General features: G+C 53.8%; 14 protein-coding genes and 1 pseudogene. 4 read left to right on the forward strand and 11 right to left on the reverse strand.

Annotation, left to right across the window (positions count from 1 at the left end; all coding sequences use genetic code 11):
- Positions 1 to 8: 8 nt before the first annotated feature.
- Complete coding sequence (betI, locus tag C2U53_RS16415) at positions 9 to 599, reverse strand: transcriptional regulator BetI (RefSeq protein ID WP_043001481.1); 591 nt, start codon at positions 597 to 599, stop codon at positions 9 to 11.
- A 126-nt stretch (positions 600 to 725) separates the two neighbouring features.
- On the opposite strand from betI, the gene C2U53_RS16420 reads away from it, so the two are divergent.
- Complete coding sequence (locus tag C2U53_RS16420) at positions 726 to 2,759, forward strand: choline transporter (RefSeq protein WP_043001480.1); 2,034 nt, start codon at positions 726 to 728, stop codon at positions 2,757 to 2,759.
- 131 nt (positions 2,760 to 2,890) lie between these two features.
- Here the strand turns inward: C2U53_RS16420 and C2U53_RS16425 are convergent, their stop codons facing one another.
- From C2U53_RS16425 to C2U53_RS16460, 8 genes are all read right to left on the reverse strand, one after another.
- A complete protein-coding gene (locus tag C2U53_RS16425; protein ID WP_044266441.1) occupies positions 2,891 to 3,676 on the reverse strand; it encodes an SDR family oxidoreductase in 786 nt (261 codons plus the stop codon).
- 35 nt (positions 3,677 to 3,711) lie between these two features.
- Complete coding sequence (locus C2U53_RS16430; protein WP_043001478.1) at positions 3,712 to 4,509, reverse strand: SDR family oxidoreductase; 798 nt, start codon at positions 4,507 to 4,509, stop codon at positions 3,712 to 3,714.
- Between the two features lie 53 nt (positions 4,510 to 4,562).
- Positions 4,563 to 5,630: an ABC transporter permease gene (locus C2U53_RS16435; RefSeq protein ID WP_104446129.1), complete on the reverse strand. Its 1,068-nt coding sequence runs from the start codon at positions 5,628 to 5,630 to the stop codon at positions 4,563 to 4,565.
- A gap of 17 nt (positions 5,631 to 5,647) precedes the next feature.
- Entirely contained in the window at positions 5,648 to 7,192 is a 1,545-nt protein-coding gene (locus C2U53_RS16440; protein WP_104446130.1) for a sugar ABC transporter ATP-binding protein, read from the reverse strand.
- 1 nt (position 7,193) lies between these two features.
- Positions 7,194 to 7,814, reverse strand: a complete 621-nt coding sequence (locus tag C2U53_RS16445; RefSeq protein WP_104446131.1) for a DUF2291 family protein — start codon at positions 7,812 to 7,814, stop codon at positions 7,194 to 7,196.
- 43 nt (positions 7,815 to 7,857) lie between these two features.
- The gene (locus C2U53_RS16450; protein ID WP_043001474.1) at positions 7,858 to 8,793 is read right to left on the reverse strand and encodes a D-ribose ABC transporter substrate-binding protein; all 936 of its coding nucleotides are present in this window, start codon (positions 8,791 to 8,793) and stop codon (positions 7,858 to 7,860) included.
- 139 nt (positions 8,794 to 8,932) lie between these two features.
- A complete protein-coding gene (locus C2U53_RS16455) occupies positions 8,933 to 10,453 on the reverse strand; it encodes a glycerol kinase GlpK (RefSeq protein WP_046401479.1) in 1,521 nt (506 codons plus the stop codon).
- A 350-nt stretch (positions 10,454 to 10,803) separates the two neighbouring features.
- The gene (locus tag C2U53_RS16460) at positions 10,804 to 11,754 is read right to left on the reverse strand and encodes a sugar-binding transcriptional regulator (RefSeq protein ID WP_043001472.1); all 951 of its coding nucleotides are present in this window, start codon (positions 11,752 to 11,754) and stop codon (positions 10,804 to 10,806) included.
- 361 nt (positions 11,755 to 12,115) lie between these two features.
- Here C2U53_RS16460 and C2U53_RS16465 point away from each other — a divergent pair, with 361 nt between their 5' ends.
- Entirely contained in the window at positions 12,116 to 12,946 is an 831-nt protein-coding gene (locus C2U53_RS16465) for a transketolase (protein WP_043001471.1), read from the forward strand.
- Positions 12,939 to 13,874, forward strand: a complete 936-nt coding sequence (locus tag C2U53_RS16470) for a transketolase family protein (RefSeq protein WP_044256645.1) — start codon at positions 12,939 to 12,941, stop codon at positions 13,872 to 13,874. The genes C2U53_RS16465 and C2U53_RS16470 overlap by 8 nt, the downstream gene beginning before the upstream one ends.
- A 3-nt stretch (positions 13,875 to 13,877) precedes the next feature.
- Here the strand turns inward: C2U53_RS16470 and entD are convergent, their stop codons facing one another.
- Positions 13,878 to 14,501, reverse strand: coding sequence for an enterobactin synthase subunit EntD (gene entD / locus C2U53_RS16475; RefSeq protein ID WP_104446132.1), 624 nt, complete (start codon positions 14,499 to 14,501; stop codon positions 13,878 to 13,880).
- 51 nt (positions 14,502 to 14,552) lie between these two features.
- Positions 14,553 to 16,826 carry a TonB-dependent siderophore receptor gene (locus C2U53_RS16480; RefSeq protein ID WP_043001468.1) on the reverse strand — a complete coding sequence of 758 codons (2,274 nt, stop codon included), beginning with the start codon at positions 16,824 to 16,826 and terminating at the stop codon, positions 14,553 to 14,555.
- A 234-nt stretch (positions 16,827 to 17,060) separates the two neighbouring features.
- Here C2U53_RS16480 and fes point away from each other — a divergent pair.
- A pseudogene (fes, locus tag C2U53_RS16485) lies at positions 17,061 to 18,272 on the forward strand (enterochelin esterase); the annotation flags it as partial.
- Positions 18,273 to 18,289: the final 17 nt, after the last annotated feature.

Genomic DNA, 18,289 nt, shown 5'->3' on the forward strand with positions numbered 1-18,289 from the left:
TCGGTGAGTCAGTGGCTTTTGGGTAAGTGCTGACTGATGAAATGGGTGGTCAGCGCCTGCGCAAGATTGAGATTAAACGGCTTACCGCTTAGCGCGGCGCGTAGCCACAGCCCGTCGATCAGCGCCGCGAGGCCATAGCCTGCCTGCTGCGCCTGTTCACGCGGCAGTTCGCGCATAAATTCGTACACAATGTTCGACAACAGACGTTTACTGGCGACCTGTTGCAGGCGATACAGCATCGGCTGGTGCATGCTGCTGGCCCAGAATGCCAGCCAGGCCTTCATTGCGGCGTGGCTTATCTGGGTCTCGTCAAAGTTTCCCGCCACGATGGCGCGCAATCGCAACTCGGCGCGTGCTCCCTGTAATGCATGGAGTCGATGCAAAACGGCATGACGCAGCTGGCTGGTGATGTCGCGCATCGTTGCCTCCAGCAATCCATTCTTATCCTTAAAGTAATGGCTAATGATCCCGGTTGAAACACCGGCACGACGGGCGATTTGCGCAATCGTTGCATCGTGCATCCCGACTTCATTAATCGCTTCCAGCGTAGCGTCGATCAGCTGTCTGCGCCGAAGGGTTTGCATCCCCAGTTTGGGCATGTTGCGGCTCCATTCATCAGTAATGTTTATGTATTTAACCTTTTATTGATTGAACGTTCAATATAAATGTGTCTTAATTGTTGCGAATTTGATTTCAAATAGTTACAAGAAAAGTGAGGATAATTGATGTCAGACCTTCCGCAGAGCAGAGAAAAGGACAAAATCAATCCGGTGGTGTTTTACACCTCCGCCGGGCTGATTTTGTTGTTTTCCCTGACCACCCTCTTTTTTAGTGATTTCTCCGCCGTCTGGATTGGCCGGACCCTGAACTGGGTCTCGCAAACCTTTGGCTGGTACTATTTGCTGGCGGCCACGCTGTACATCGTCTTTGTTGTTTTCATTGCCTGTTCGCGTTTTGGCTCGGTAAAGCTCGGCCCGGAGCAGTCGAAACCGGAGTTCAGTCTGCTCAGTTGGGCGGCGATGCTCTTCGCCGCCGGGATTGGTATCGACCTGATGTTCTTCTCTGTGGCGGAGCCGGTGACGCAATATATGCAGCCACCAGAAGGGGCAGGGCAGACCATTGAAGCGGCGCGCCAGTCGATGGTCTGGACGTTGTTCCACTACGGCCTGACCGGCTGGTCGATGTATGCCCTGATGGGCATGGCGCTGGGTTACTTCAGCTACCGCTATAACCTGCCGCTGACCATCCGTTCTGCGCTGTATCCGATCTTCGGTAAACGCATCAACGGACCGATTGGACACAGTGTCGATATCGCCGCTGTCATCGGAACTATTTTTGGTATCGCCACGACGCTGGGTATTGGTGTGGTTCAGCTCAACTACGGTCTGAGCGTGTTGTTTGATATCCCGGATTCGATGGCGGCGAAAGCAGCGCTGATTGTCTTGTCGGTGGTGATCGCCACGATTTCGGTCACTTCCGGGGTAGATAAGGGCATCCGCGTACTTTCAGAGCTTAATGTTCTGTTGGCGTTGGGGCTGATCCTGTTTGTGCTGTTTATGGGCGACACCTCGTTCCTGCTCAACGCGCTGGTGCTCAATGTGGGCGACTATGTGAATCGCTTTATGGGGATGACGCTCAACAGCTTTGCCTTTGATCGTCCGGTTGAGTGGATGAATAACTGGACGCTATTTTTCTGGGCGTGGTGGGTGGCATGGTCGCCGTTTGTCGGTCTGTTCCTCGCGCGAATCTCACGTGGGCGTACCATCCGTCAGTTTGTCTTCGGTACGTTGATTATTCCGTTCACCTTTACTCTGCTGTGGCTGTCGGTGTTCGGCAACAGCGCGTTGTATGAAATTATCCACGGCGATGCGGGCTTTGCCCAGGAAGCGATGGTGCATCCGGAGCGCGGATTCTATAGCCTGCTGGCACAATATCCGGCATTCACGTTTAGCGCTTCCGTCGCTACCATCACCGGTCTGCTGTTTTATGTGACGTCAGCCGATTCCGGCGCGCTGGTGCTGGGAAACTTCACCTCGAAGCTGAAGGATATCAACAGCGATGCGCCAAACTGGATCCGTATCTTCTGGTCGGTGGCCATCGGGCTGCTGACCCTGGGAATGCTGATGACGAACGGAATTTCAGCCCTGCAGAACACCACGGTGATCATGGGCCTGCCGTTCAGCTTTGTGATTTTCTTTGTGATGGCCGGGTTGTATAAATCGCTCAAGGTAGAAGATTATCGCCGCGAGAGCGCCAGCCGCCATACCGCGCCGCGCCCCATGGGCGTGCAGGATCGGTTGAGCTGGAAAAAACGTCTGTCACGCCTGATGAACTATCCCGGCACACGCTACACCCGCGAGATGATGAAAACAGTCTGTTATCCGGCGATGGAAGAGGTCGCGCAGGAGCTGCGGTTGCGTGGCGCGAGGGTGGAACTGCAAAGTATGCCGCCAGAAGAAGGGGACAATCTTGGTCACCTCGACCTGCTGGTGCATATGGGCGATGAACGTAACTTTATCTACCAGATCTGGCCTCAGCAGTATGCCGTGCCTGGTTTCACCTACCGTGCGCGCAGCGGGAAATCGACCTATTACCGGCTGGAGACCTTCCTGCTGGAAGGCAGCCAGGGCAATGACCTGATGGACTACAGCAAAGAGCAGGTGATTACCGATATCCTCGACCAGTACGAACGTCATCTGAACTTCATTCATCTGGATCGCGAAGCGCCAGGAAATGGCGTGTTGTTCCCGGGCATGTAGGACGAGCTAAACGAAGAAGTAGCCGTTATGCGGGGAGTTATCCCCGCATATCCGCGAGTCAGGTCTGGATGAGACGGCACCCGCTTAAGCACCTCGCCCGCAGTCCGTCCTGGCTGCGGGCGATTATCTGTCTACCAGCAGATAAATCCGCCATCCACAACGAGATCGACGCCAGTACAGAACGAAGCCGCATCGCTGGCGAGGAACAGCGCCGGACCTGCCATCTCCTCCACTTTTGCCATGCGCTGTATTGGTGTCTGACTTTCAAATTCACGTGTCTGATGAACCATCTCTGGACGGGTGTTCATCGGCGTGGCGGTGTATCCCGGGCTGATGGAGTTCACACGAATGCCTTTCTCAATCCATTCCATTGCCAGGCTCTTCGAAAGGTGAATAACCCCCGCTTTAGAACTATTGTAATGCGCCTGTTCAAGGCCTCGGTTGACGATGATCCCGGACATGGAGGCGATGTTGATGATAGATCCGCCGCCGGATTCGAGCATCAGTTCCGCTTCCGCTTTGCAGGAGTTCCAGACGCCCGTGAGGTTGATGTCGATAACGCGCTGCCACTGTTCGCTTTCCATTTCCAGGGCCGGGTTAGCGTTGGCAATACCGGCGGCGTTCACCGCGATATCCAGACGACCAAACCGTTCTTTGGTCAGGGCAACGGCGGCGCGAAGGTCGCTAAGCTGACGAACATCTCCCGTATAGAGTGCCGACTGCCCCCCCATCGCGTCGATATGATTAGCGGTCTCTTTCAATCCGCCGTCTTCACGCAGATCAAAACAGACGACCCGTGCACCCGCGCTGGCCAGCGCCCAGGCAATGGTCTGACCGATGCCGCTACCTGCGCCCGTGACGAAAGCGACGCGTCCTTGCAGGTTAAACAGTTGTTGAGCAAAATCTTTTGCGATCATAGTGATAACTCTCTTCATCAATACCCTGGCGGGTATTACGACATAATCAGGCCACCATCAATATTGATGGTTTGTCCGGTAAGATAGCGCGCATCGTCAGAGGCCAGGAAAGCGACCAGTCCGGCGACGTCCTCGGGTTTACCGGCGCGTTTCATGGGGATGCCCTTAACCCACTCCGCCATCAGTTCACCTTTGCCATAGCGTTTTTCATCGGTACTGAGGATCTCGCCCCATACGCGGTCGTTGTAATCCCACATTTCGCTTTCGATGATCCCTGGACAGAAGGCGTTAACGGTGATGTTCCACGGGGCCAGTTCATGCGCCAGGCTCTGCGTGATACCAATCACCCCCATTTTGCTGGCGGCATAGTGCGGGGTGTAAATGAAGCCCTGACGTCCCTGACCGGAAGAGGTGTTAATCAGACAGCCATGGTTCTGTTTCACCATATATTTCGCCGCTTCCCGGCAACAGAGCCACACCCCTGTGGTATTGACGGCAAGGGTTTTTTCAAAATCAGCTTTTGGCATCCGGTCAAAGTAATCGATGGTGATCACACCAGCGTTCTGGATGGAGACGTCAATCGTGCCAAAGCGCGCAGCGGCTTGCTCATACAGCGCCTGTACCTGCTCTTCGTTAGTGACATCAACCTGCAAAGATAAAATATCAGCCTGGTAGCGCTGGCGCAGTTGCTCTGCCGTTTCGTGAACGCGCTCCGCGTTGGAGACCATCACCAGGTTTGCGCCGTCCCGGGCGAAACGTTCGGCGATACCTGCGCCAATTCCCCGGCATGCCCCGGTGATGACGACCGTCTTACCATGAAAATCACGTTGCATATTTCTTTCCCCTGTATAAGCCGGACAGGTGATGTCCGGCGGAGTGATGCTACTTAACTGGATACGGTATTCGCTGAGGATGCTGTCGTCTGTTTTTCTTCATGGCGACGCATCAGAATGACTTTGTTCTGTAGCTTTTGCTGGAACTGGTCGACAACCACGGCGGTGACGATAACGACACCTTTAATGACCATTTGCCAGAAATCGCTGACGCCCATCATCACCATGCCATCGGCCAGAAAGACGATGACGAAGGCCCCGATGATAGAACCGGATACCCGTCCGCGACCGCCAGCGAGCGCGGTTCCGCCCAGGACGGTGGCGCCGATGGCGTCCATCTCAAACATGTTGCCGGTCATCGGGTGCGCTGTTTGTAGCTGAGACGCGACAATCAACCCAACAAAGGCAGCGCACAACCCGGAGAAGGCGTACACGAAAATTTTCGCTTTGACGATCGGCACACCGGCCAGACGCGCTGCGGATTCGTTACCGCCGATCGCGTAGATATAGCGGCCAAGCGGGGTTTTGGTGGTGATCCAGTAGCCCAACACCAGGAAGGCAATCATTAGCCAGATTGGCAGGTAAATCCCGAGCAGCGTGCCGGAACCCAGCGTAGCAAAACCGGTATTTCCTAGCGCTTCCATACCGTTAAGGTTGGGGTAGGTGCTACCGTCGTTAAACAGCAGGGCAGATCCCCTGGCAACGTACATCATGCCGAGAGTACAAATGAAAGGAGCCACACCAAAGCGGGTGATGACGGCGCCATTTACGAACCCGACGAGAACGCCGAAGATGGCGACACAGAGGATCACTTCCGCTACGTTGAAGAAGATGATGTTACCGCCCCAGATGGGCAAGCCATTGGTGAGTAATGCTCCCGCCACCATGCCGCAGATGCCTGCAACGGCGCCGACCGACAGATCAATGCCCCCGGTGAGGATCACCAGCGTCATTCCAATTGCCAGTAAGCCGGTAATCGCAACGTGCTGGGTCATAATCAGCAAGTTAGATGTGGTCAGGAAATTCGGTACCATCACGCTGAAGAATGCGATGACCAGCAGCAGCGCGATAAACGTTCTGGCCTTCAGCAGGTACATGTAAATCATATATTTCTGGTTCATGATGGATTCCAGCCTGATTAATCTTGCGGTGTAGAAGCCGCGATCAACTTCTCGCGGGTGACTGCATGACGGGGGACATCAGCGGTGATCCGGCCATCAGCCATCACCAGAATACGGTCCGCCAGCGCCATCACTTCGTCCAGCTCTGATGAAGAAAACATCACTGCCAGCCCCTGTTGCGCCATTTTGCCGATAAGGTGATACACGTCGGTTTTCGCCCCTACGTCGATGCCGCGGGTCGGTTCATCGAGGAACACCACCTGCGGCTGTGTCATCAATGCTTTACCCAACACCACTTTTTGCTGGTTTCCACCGCTGAGTGAGGTGATGGGCAATGCAGGATCGCTGACTTTGATGGCAAGTTGCTGAATCATCTCCTTCACGCTGGTCTGCTCTTTATGCGGATTCAGCCATTTCCAGGCCCGACGAAAACCCTGCAGACTGAGGTCAGAGAGCGTCATATTGGATTGAATCGACATCATCTGAACGACGCCTTCGCCCTGTCTATCTTCCGGCACCAGCGCAAGCCCTTTCTTAAGTCGAGACTGAAAGTGGGCTTTATCGATACACTCACCGTTGAGTTGAATGCTACCGCTCTGGCAGGGCATCAGACCTACCAGTCCTTTGAACAACTCGGTGCGTCCGGCACCCAGCAGACCGTAGATCCCAATCACCTCGCCTTTATTCAGGCTGAACGACACGTCATTGAGCTTATAGCCGCCGCTGGAGTGAAGCGCGGTCAGCCCTCGCACGTCGAGAACCGTATTGCCTTGCGGAGCCGGTTGATAATCGAAGTGTTTTTTCTTATCGCCCACCATCTGTTCGATGAGCCACGGAATGCTGGCATCACTGACCGGACGCTCGCTGATAAAGCGACCGTCGCGGAAAATGGTGATGTAGTCGCCAATTTCCATGAGTTCTTCCAGCCGATGGGAAATATAGATAATGGTGACGCCGCGTCGTTTGAGTTGCTCAATCACGTTGAACAGGATTTTGACTTCAGACTGACTCAGCGCAGAGGTGGGTTCATCCATGATTAAGACGCGCGTATCTTTTGAGAGCGCGCGGGCAATCTCGACCAGTTGCTGGTGGCCGATCCCCAGTTCTTCTAAGGGCGTGTATGGATCAACATCCAGTTCCAGTCGCTTTAGAAGGCTTTGTGCCAACGCGTACTGGTATTTTTCGTTAATTTTCCCTTTCTGAAAAAACTCGTTAGCCATGAAAATATTATCCATGACATTCATATTCGGGAATAAATTCAACTCCTGAAAAATAATACTGATACCCAATTTTTCAGCCTGATGCGTCGAATTCATAGAAACAGGCGTACCATCCAGAAAAATTTCACCGGAGGATGGCGTTTCGACACCAGCAAGCATTTTCATCATGGTGGATTTACCTGCACCATTTTCTCCGATCAGAACATTCACTTTATTCCGATATACCCGATAATTGACGTTATCTAATGCCACCACGCCAGGATAGACACGAGACAGGCTGCGGGTTTCAATAATGACTTCCGATTCGACGGGTTGGGGAGTGACGATATCTTGCTGTTGCATGTTATTGTCCTCCTGCAGGTTCAATTTTTGCGGGCGTAATATCAGGGATCGTCTGAGGAAGATCCCAGGCGGAAAATACACCGTACACTTGCGCCGATTCGCCGGTTTTAAGTTGGGCCGTCTGAATCATTTTTATCGCCTGGTCGTTAATGGCGCGACCATACTCGCCAAATAACACCTGGTCGTTAAAATCGCCGTAAGTCGCGCCCTTATAAGCATCACGTAATTGCGTACCGCGTAATGTTGGACCAATCTGAACAATAATATTGCTGCCGCTTTTGTCCGCGATGGTCATTTTTCCACTCCGGGAAGCGGTATCGATCGTGCCAATATTGCCTTCAACCTTTACGTAAAAGATGCAGGGGTTCTCTTCCTGAGAACGATAGCCCAGTTTTTTACAGGCGCTATCGAAGTCTTTCTCGGCCTGTAACGCAGTCATTAAATCTGCCACCGGACGAGCCTGCCCAACAATTTGCGGCACAATTTTGTTTTGCCACGTCTGGTCTATATTGGCCATATGGGGATTTGGCGGAGATTTCAGATCCGCAAGCTCCTGCTGCGAGACAATGCGGCATCCGCCCACGGTCAATACCACCAGCGCCAGCCAGGCTTTTTTAGACATAATGTTCTCCTCTGCGCCTCCGCAGAGGCGCAACTACCCGAGATCAGGACTTGATATTGAAATCCTGTACTTTATCTGCGTTATCTTTGGTGATGAGAATGCCGCGGAACATGACGCGTTGTTTCTCTGGTTTCACGCCTTTTTGCAGGTAGTTATCCAGATCGGTCACGCCCTGTGCGGCGATCGCCTGTGCCTGCAGCATGACAGTCGCCTGTAAGGTACCGGCTTTCACCGCATCGCGTTCATCGTTGCTACCATCGATACCGACGACCACAACGTCATTGCGGTTTGCGGCTTTCAACGCGGCGATAGCACCCAGCGCAACAGGACCGTTACCGCAGATGACGCCTTTCACATCCGGGTGGGCTTGCAGAATACTGTCCATAATTCGCTTACCGTCGATAAGCGTCCCTTTAGCATCTTGTCTGGCGACGCTGACCATATCCGGGAACTGGTCAATCACCTGGTGGAAAGATTTAGAACGGGTAACGCAGTTATTATCGGCGAGGTTACAAGTCAGCTCGGCGTATTTCCCTTTTTCCCCCATTTTCTCAACAAAAACGTTGGCAACTTCAGAACCTGCCTGGAAGTTATTATGGGTAATTTGCACCAGCGCCACATCATCTACGGGAATTTCGCGGTTGATTAATATGACGGGAATACCGGCTTTCTTCGCTTTTTCAATGGCGGCGACGCTGGCCGTTGAATCCGCATTATCCAGAATGATGCCCTGAACTTTTTTGCCGATAGCGGTATCAATCAATTCATTCTGTTTTTTGACATCTTCACTGTGCGACAAAATGGTGGTTTTGTAGCCTAACTCCTGGGCTTTTTCACTGGCGCCTTTGGCTTCTGACGCGTAATACGGATTATCCAGTGAATTCACCATAATCATAATTGTCCCTTTTTCTGCCGCATGGGCAGAAAAAGACAAAGCAGTCAGGGTTGCAGCGGTTAACAGCGTTAAACGTAATTTCATGACAATGTTCTCTCTGTGTTGTTATTGTCGGGTACGGTGAAACAACGTAAAGCATGAATTCTTGTAAAACAGGGCTAATGGTCCGGGGTTCTCCTTCTGTTAATGAATAGGGGTGTCACGCATCTTCCCTGGTGAGGCGTCAGGCGGACGGGGCCGGTTTCCATCGTGTTCTGTTCACCGCATTGCGCCACTCCTGCCATCTTTTTTGCAGGCGATGATGGCGAGCCATGTCGGGCTGAAATGCGCTGTGTACGGTTAAAAAGGCTTTTAAATCAGTGAGCGAGCCGGGATGGAGCGCTTTGCGTGCCAGTAACGCGGCGCCAATAGCCGACAACTCAGGCACATCGCTGCGCATCACCGGACAGCCCAGCAGGTCTGCCTGGTATTGCATTAACCAGTCATTCTTTGTCGGGCCGCCGTCGACCATCAGTGCCGACACGCTAAAGTCCTCATGCTGTTGCATGGCGACCACGACATCGGCGATTTGATAGGTAATCGACTCCAGGGCGGCGCGGATCAGATGGGCACGCTTAACGCCGCGACTCAGCCCGCAGATCACGCCGCGCGCGCTGTCATCCCACCAGGGGGCGCCGAGCCCGGTTAATGCCGGGACGAAGTACACGCCCAGGGTGGACTCAACGGAAGCGGGAAGCGTATTCAGTTCATGAGCCAGTTCGGCGTCAGACAGTTCGCTCAGCCCGGTACTATCAGCCATCCACGCCACCGCATCGCCCGTGTGTGGAATGTTGCCTTCCAGGCCGTAAATAATCTTCTCACCATCGTGCCAGGCAATGGTCGTCGCCAGCGCGCCACTATCGCACTGGGCTGAGGTCACCGGCGCCATCACGGAGGATCCGGTGCCGTAAGTGGCTTTGACACACCCCATCTCGCCGAGGGCGTGACCAAACAGCGCGGCGTGCGAGTCACCAACCATCGACATCACCGGGATACCATCCGCAATACCGTTCAAGCCGCGGGTATAGCCAAATAATCCGCTGGAGGGTTTAATTTCCGGTAAGGCGGCGCGGGGGATGTGGAACAGTTCCAGCATGGTGTCATCCCACTGCCCGGTGTGCAGATTGAGCAACTGGGTGCGGGCCGCGTTAGAGTAGTCGCAGCAGAAAGCCTCGCCGCCGGTTAAATTCCACAGCAGCCAACTGTCGATGGTCCCCAGACAGATTTTTCCCTGGGCCGCGAGCCGCGGGCCATCGGCTACCGACTCCAGCAGCCAGCGCATTTTAGAGGCGGAAAAAAGCGGTGCAATCGGCAGGCCAGTCGTTGTTTTGATCAGGTGTTCTTTGTTGGCGTGGCGTAGTTCTTCACAGTACGCCGCACTGCGCGTGCACTGCCAGGTGATGGCGGAATTCAGTGGTTTTCCCGTCTGGCGATACCAGCCAATGGCGGTTTCACGCTGATTACTGATTGCCAGAGCCGCGACGTTATCGGCGCCAACATGGTTGATCGCTTTCGCAATCACATCGAGTGAGGCATCAATCAATACCTCGCCGGATTGCTCAACCCAACCTTCACGCGGCGTCTGAATGGCCAGCGGTTGAGAAAATTTGGCGACCACCTGACCCTGTGCGTCCAGTGCTATGGCTTTCGCGTTGGTAGTCCCTTCATCCAGCGCAATGATGAACTCTTTCGTTGCTGCACACATAGATTGATTATCTCCTGAGTCACATTGCGTCCCGGCGTTGAAGGGAAGAGGGACTCCCTTGCTGTCGCGTCTTTACTTAATCAGGCTTGTTTGTGACATCGTGTATTTTTAATGTCTTGAATATATATTCGATCATGACTATTTATTTAATACCTTAGCCAGAATCTTTCAGTTGGGCTATAGAAAAAATCATCAATTGTGCTGGGAATCACACTTACACAACGGGAAGAATATCAGGTTTGTACGAAATTAACGCAGAGGTGAATCCTTTCAGTTTATTGAAATATAGGGATTTTTACACGGTCTTTGCGTTGAGTCCGTTTTACGCAAAGACCGAAGAGGAAGAGAGTTCAGGCTGTGACTAGCATGCGCGCGGTAGGATAATCCGTGATCAACACGTCGATATAACCGCCGTTAAGCGCCCCTTTGATGGCGGCAACTTTGTCCGTTCCCCCCGCCAGCGCCACGACGTTGGGGCATTTTTTGACTTTCTCGAGCGCCATGCCAATGACCGGATCTTCATCATCCTGTAAGACCGGCTCACCGTTTTTGTCGTAGTAGTGCAGGCAGATATCTCCCACGGCACCGCGATCGGCCAATACCTGGAGCATATCTTCGTGGTAGTAGTTACCCGACGTCTTAAGCAACTGGGATGGTTCCAGAATTCCCACCCCCACAATGGCGATATCGACATTATCGAAACGCGAGATCACCTCGGCGACATCCTTGCTGGCGATCAGCCTATTTTTCTCCTCAACCGATCCCTCAATACTTTGTGAAGGGAGCAGCCAGGCCTCGCAGTTAAGATGTTGTGCCAGCGTCTGGGTTAAAATAGTCGCCTGCACATTGCCGTTTGGCCCGACGCCACCGAGGAGTTGGATCACGCCACCCGCTTTCAGATTCTGGGTATGCACTTCGTCAACCATCGCCCGGATGGTTGAACTCCATGAGGAGACGCCCACCAGATCTTTGGGCCGCAGGCGGGTTTCAAGATAGTGGGCGGCGGCGGAACCAATGGCGCGTTTGATGCTATGGTCCGTAGCATCGTCTTCGGTATCCACCACGATTGCCTGTTTGAGTCCGTAACGATCTTCGATCCCTTTCTCAAGGTTCAGAAAGATATTTGAGGGCTGTACGACGCTGATTTTTACCACCCCTTCTTTCTGACAGCGGGTGATGGCTCGGGAGATAAACGACTGAGAAAGCGAGAGAAGTTGAGCAATATCGGACTGTTTGCGTCCTTCAAGATAGTAAAGGGTGGCGATTTTAACCAATAGCCGTTGTTCGTCCTGCTTAGCCATATATTTCCCCGAAAATCATTTACGTACAGCCATTATCTTAGAGACTTTTATCATACGCGAAAACAAAAGGCAGGTAAGTGTGATAAAGCTCTAACTTTAGTCAATCCTCAAAAACAGGGATGGACAAATACGAGAATGTGGTTGCATAATTGAATAAAGAATCATTTGTGAATATATATTCATGGTGATTTCAGGTCAACTGATTGTTCCCGACGTCAATGTGGTCGCGGTGAGGAGGCAGAATGTTCCTGAGTAAGATGCCGTGGCGTAAGCCGTGTGATGCGAAGCAAAGGGATTTCTGGTTTTTTTAGTCCCTGGTGGAATAAATATTCCATATTGAAAATAAATTCAGAGGTGTTAAATGAATCCCTGGCACTATGATATCCAGACTCTTGAGCGCACTGCGCGAGCGGTGCGCCGTCACATCGTCAAATTAAACGCCTACAGCCCTGCAGGAGGGCATACCGGTGCGGACCTCTCCCAGGTTGAATTGCTCACCGCGCTCTATTTCCGAATTTTGAATGTCGCGCCGGATCGTATCGACGATGCGGAACGGGACATTTACATCCAGTCCAAAGGTCACGCGGTAGGTTGCTACTACTGTGTTCTGGCTGAGGCCGGTTTTTTCCCTGTTGACTGGCTGAGCACCTACCAGCACGCCAACTCTCATCTTCCGGGCCACCCGGTACGGCAGAAAACGCCGGGTATTGAACTGAACACCGGCGCGCTGGGCCACGGTTTGCCTGTTGCGGTGGGACTGGCGCTGGCCGCGAAGAAAAGCAACAGTGCACGCCGTATCTTTTTAATTACCGGCGATGGTGAACTGGCGGAAGGCAGCAACTGGGAGGCTGCGCTCGCGGCTGCGCATTATGGACTCGATAACCTGGTGATCATTAATGACAAGAATAATCTCCAGTTGGCCGGACCCACGCGTGAAATCATGAATACCGATCCGCTCGCGGATAAATGGCGTGCCTTCGGCATGCAGGTAACCGAATGTCAGGGAAATGATATGGCGTCGGTCGTCAGTACGCTGGAAGGACTGAAACAGGAAGGGAAACCTAATGTGGTGATTGCCAATACCATAAAAGGCGCGGGTATTTCGTTTATCCAGGGGCGTCCAGAGTGGCACCACCGGGTGCCGAAAGGCGAAGAGATTGAACTGGCGCTGGAGGAGTTGAAAGATGAGTAATGCAGAACATCTCGCGAACGTCATGGTTCAGGCGTTTATCGATGCGGTGGAAAAGGGTGTTGATCTGGTGCCGGTTGTGGCTGACTCAACCTCCACCGCGAAAATTGGCCCCTTCATTAAGCAGTTCCCTGACAGACTGGTCAACGTGGGGATTGCCGAACAAAGTATGGTCGGGACAGCGGCAGGGCTTGCGCTCGGCGGCAAGGTTGCGGTCACCTGTAACGCGGCGCCTTTCCTGATTTCTCGCGCTAATGAGCAAATCAAAGTTGACGTTTGCTACAACAATACCAACGTGAAGCTGTTTGGTCTGAACGCGGGGGCCAGCTATGGTCCGCTGGCAAGTACACACCACGCGATCGACGACATCGCTATTATGCGCGGATTTGGCAATATTCAGATTTTCGCCCCCTCTTCACCACGAGAATGTCGGCAGATTATCGACTATGCCATTGGCTATCAGGGGCCGGTGTATATTCGCATGGACGGAAAGGCGCTCCCGGAACTGCATGACGAGAGCTATCAGTTTGTGCCGGGTGCCGTGGTGACGTTACGTGAAGGCGATGTGTTGGCGTTGGTGGCGACGGGCTCTACGGTCCACGAAATTGTCGATGCCGCCGCGCTGTTAGCCGACTCCGGTATTCAGGCGACGGTGGTGAGTGTACCGTCCATTCGCCCGTGCGATACCAAAGCTTTGTTAGCAGCAGTGAAAGACTGTAAAGCGGTGATTACCGTTGAAGAACATAATATCAACGGTGGACTGGGAAGCCTGGTGGCGGAAGTCCTGGCGGAAGGCGGCACAGGGGCGGTTCTGAAGCGCTTAGGGATCCCGGATGGTGAATACGCTGCGGCAGCAGATCGCAACTGGATGCGCCAGCACCACGGTTTCGATGCCCAGTCGATTGCGGCCCAGGCACGGGAAATGCTGTGAGGGTTAACCCGTTGCCACGGTAATGACATGGCTATTTTTTACGAGCCACTGCACATGCCAGATCTGGTCGATGGCCTGTAACCTCATCTGGTCATGCTGAACGTCGAGAATGTGATAATGCATGAATCCGCAGCCTGCCTGCGAGCGTTTTGGGGTTGCCTTAAAGGCGCTCTCTTTGGCGGAAAATGCCAGCGTGAGCGCCTGTTCAAAGGGTAATCCGCTCCCTGCCAGCCGAACTTTTTCTGCTTCTGTGACGATACTGCCTGCCAGCTCAGCCGCCGTTTGCGCTGTGAATATCGCTTCTATATCAACTCCCACTGGCTGGTAGGAAACTACCGCCAGCGCGGTGGTGGCGCAGTGGCTGATGCTGCCAGACAGACCTTCCGGCCATAACGGTTGTCGTTGTTCACCCATTCCCGGCACGTTTTTATGACCCCACTCACGTAGCGCCTGAACGGCGGCAATACGACCGGCCAGGTGTTCGGCTTTACGTTTACGTCCGGCACGTGCCAGTTGCGCATGATGAGGCAGCCACAGCAGATCGTGTTCGTGGAAGGTGTCTGGTTCAAACGCCACACCATGCAAGGTGTGGTGAGCCAGAATGAGAGAGGAGTGCGTTGTCTGCATCGTGTCATTAAAACCGAAACCCCTCCTCCGCACGGAGGAGGGGAGTGGGCATCAGAAGTGGGTGTTAACGCTCATGTACCACGTACGACCCGGTTCGTTATAAGTGTACGCACCTGCGCCACGCATATAAGAGACATCGGTCGTGCTACCGGTCGTTTGCGCATTACCTTCACGCCACAAACGTTTGTCGAAGACGTTATCCACGCCGCCGGTCAGGCTGACATTTTTGGTCACGTCCCAGGTCGCGCTCAGACCCACAATGCTGTAGGGGCTGACAGACTGTTTATCTGAACCGGTCACCGGTTTGCCCTGATAATCGTATTTCTTCGGCTCCTGTTTGCCGTACCAGGTAAAGGTGGATTGCAGAGAAACATCCTGATGTACCTGCCAGCTCAGCGTTGAGTTCAGCGTGTACTCCGGAATTATCGACAGGCGTTCACCGGTCTCTTTGTTTTTACTCTGCAGCATGTAAGTGATGTTGTTGGTCCAGTTAACGGTGTTGCTAACCGGTACGTTCAGCGTCCCTTCCAGCCCTTCCACGACCGCTTTAGGTACGTTCTCCCACTGATAGATATCGGTGTAGGTGGTTTTGCCTTTGTTGGTGATAGACGTACGGCTCATCGGTACCGTACCGGCTTCGATCTTGTTGCGATAATCGTTGCGGAACCAGGTCACCCCTGCCAGCCAGCCATCATGTTTGAACTCAAGGCCAATCTCTTTGTTGATGCTGGTTTCTGCTTTCAGATCGTCGTTACCCATCATGTAACAGCCGATACCGGTCGCGGCACCCGTGGCATAGCAGCCCTGGCCTTTACTGTACAAAATGTAGTTCGGGTTGGTCTGATACAGGCTTGGCGCTTTATACGCCCGCGCAATGCCCATCTTCAGGGTGAAGTCATCGCCCAGACCCTGTGACAGGTTCAGCGATGGGCTCCAGTTGTCGCCCACGATGCTGTGGTGATCGAAACGCAGGCCCGGCGTTAGCATGGTGCTGTCAGTCAGCTCCATGTTGTTCTCAGCGAACAGCGAGAAAATTTCCGCTTTTGAATAAGGGCTGCGGTCGGTGCTGCTGGAGCCTGGAATATCCCCGCCCATAAAGGTTTGCGAGTTGGAGAGCATATCCTTCATGCGCTGCTGGGTCCATTCAGTGCCCAGCGTCAGGTTCTGGTTAACCAGCAAATCGAACGGCATGCTGATTTCACTGTGCAACGTGACGTCGTTCAGGTCGGCATCAACATATTTCTGTGACGCTTTCGGATCGAAGATCCCTTCCGTACCACCCGCCAGACCTTCCGGCGTACGGGAGTTGCGGGTATGTTCGTACTGCACCCAGTTGGTGGTGGTGACACCGTTATCCCAACCGCCGTTCCAGGTCAGCGAGTAGTTCTGACGGTAGAGACGGTTAGTCTCTTTGCCGTAGTTATCTTTCACCAACTGGTTGGTATTGGTGTTCTGCGTGTCCCCGGCATACAGGTTACCCTGACGGCTATAGCCGGCTTCCAGTTCAATAGACTGCATCGGCGCGAAGTCCCAACGCACCACACCGTTAACGTCCTTGTTGATAACGCCTTCACGACCGGCTGGCAGCGTGTCGGCGTAAGTACCGGTACGTTCAGACTGATGGCCCTGGTTGATGTTGCGCGCATCGGCCTGCGTTTTATCCAGGTTACCGAACAGGCGGAAGCTGAAATCCCCGCCCAGCGGACCGTTGAGGGTAAAGTTAGTGCGTTTGGTTGCGCCTTCCTCTTTGTGTTCCGGTGCGTTGAAATAGGTATTCCAGGAGCCGTGCCACTCGTTGCTGCCTTTTTTGGTGATGATATTTACTACGCCGCCGGCGGCACCATTACCGTAACGTGCAGCCGCAGGCCCGCGCAGGACTTCAATGCGTTCGATCATCTCCGGCGGCACCCAGGACGTATCGCCACGGGTATCGCGTTCACCGCGCCAGCCAAGGCGTACGGAGTTACGGCTGGTCACCGGTTTACCGTCAATCAGGATTAGGGTGTTTTCTGGACCCATCCCACGAATATCAATCTGACGGTTATTGCCGCGCTGGCCGCTGGTCGAGTTACCGGTCAGGTTAACGCCTGGCATGGTACGAATGATTTCAGAGACGTCGCGAGCGGGAGGGTTTTTGCGAATTTCATCTGCGGTGATAGTCGACACGCCAGGCGCCTGCAAGTTCTGCTGGGCGGCGGTAACCACAATAGTATCTTCATGAGAGACGGCGGTGCTATCAGCGGTTTCTTCTGCCATTGCGGGCAGCGCTACCCCGTAAATCCCTAAGTTGACCAATAAGGCCAGGGAATGAATCTTCTTGTTCATTGTCTTTCCTGCTTTTCTTTAGCCACGTGTACCAGACACCTGAGATCGGTATCCGGCCCGATGTCGCCCGCCTCTGCGAAAACCCTCCGTTCCAGAAAAGCCCGCAGCGCGGTTGGTTAAAAACTGTTCGCGCTTCCCACGGCGCGTCAATACGCTATTGCAAATGCAAATAGTTATCAATAATATTATCAATATATTTCATAAAACAATGAAAAAAATCACAATAAACATGAGGTTATGACGGTGACGGCGTTAACGGTAGGCAGCGAGGCCTGGTGGCAGTCAAAAAACGGTCCGCAATGGACGCGTGAAGCAGACGGAAATTACCGGGTGACCTTCTGGTGGCGCGATCCGCAGGGGAGTGAATTTCACTCAGCCATTCAGCGAGTCTGGGTATACATCACGGGCGTTATCGATCATCACCAGAATGTCTTTCCTCAGACGATGCAGCGTATTGCCGGAACGGATGTCTGGCAGTGGCAGACCGTTTTAAGCGCTAACTGGCGCGGCAGCTACTGCTTTATTCCCTCAACGCAGGAGGAGTCATTTGCCTCGTTGAAGACTGATGGCGTGTTGGATCGCGCGGCGTTGCGCGAAGGCTGGCGGCAACTGTTGCCACAGGCGATTGCCGATCCACTTAATCCGTTGAGCTGGAAAGGGGGACGAGGGCACGCCGTGTCTGCGCTTGAGATGCCGCACGCCCCTGCGCAACCGGGCTGGGACTCCCCACAAACGCCAGTGTCGTCGCCGGTGGTGCTGCAATGGAATAGCGCGCGTCTGGGTAATACGCGTCGGGTATGGGTCTTTACGACCGGTGATGCGCAGCCGGATGAACGTCCCCTGGCGGTTCTCCTCGACGGGCAATTCTGGGCGCAGAGCATGCCCGTCTGGCCTGCGCTCACTTCACTCACTCAGCGGGGGCAACTTCCACCGGCGGTTTATCTGCTTATTGATGCCATCGATACCACACATCGCAGCCGTGAACTTCCCTGCAACGCGGATTTCTGGCTGGCGGTTCAACACGAATTATTACCGCAGGTCCGGCGCGCCGCACCCTTCAGCGATCGTCCTGAGCGCACGATCGTTGCAGGGCAAAGTTTTGGCGGGTTGTCATCGCTGTTTGCCGGGTTGCACTGGCCGGAACGCTTTGGCTGCGTGCTCAGCCAGTCCGGTTCTTACTGGTGGCCCCATCGTGGCGGTCAACAGAACGGGCTGATTATTGAGCAACTCCGCGCCGGCACGCTGTCCGCGAAGGGACTACGGATTGTTCTCGAGGCGGGAGTCCGCGAGCCGGTTATCTTGCGCGCGAATCAGGCGCTCTACACACAACTACAGACGACACAGCAGTCGGTTTTCTGGCGTCAGGTTGACGGCGGACATGATGCGCTTTGCTGGCGTGGCGGACTGACGCAGGGGTTGATCGACCTCTGGACGCCGCTGCTCTGAGCGAGCGATTTTCCACG

Origin of the sequence: Citrobacter sp. CFNIH10 (assembly GCF_002934585.1) — a bacterium.
GTDB lineage: Bacteria > Pseudomonadota > Gammaproteobacteria > Enterobacterales > Enterobacteriaceae > Citrobacter_A > Citrobacter_A amalonaticus.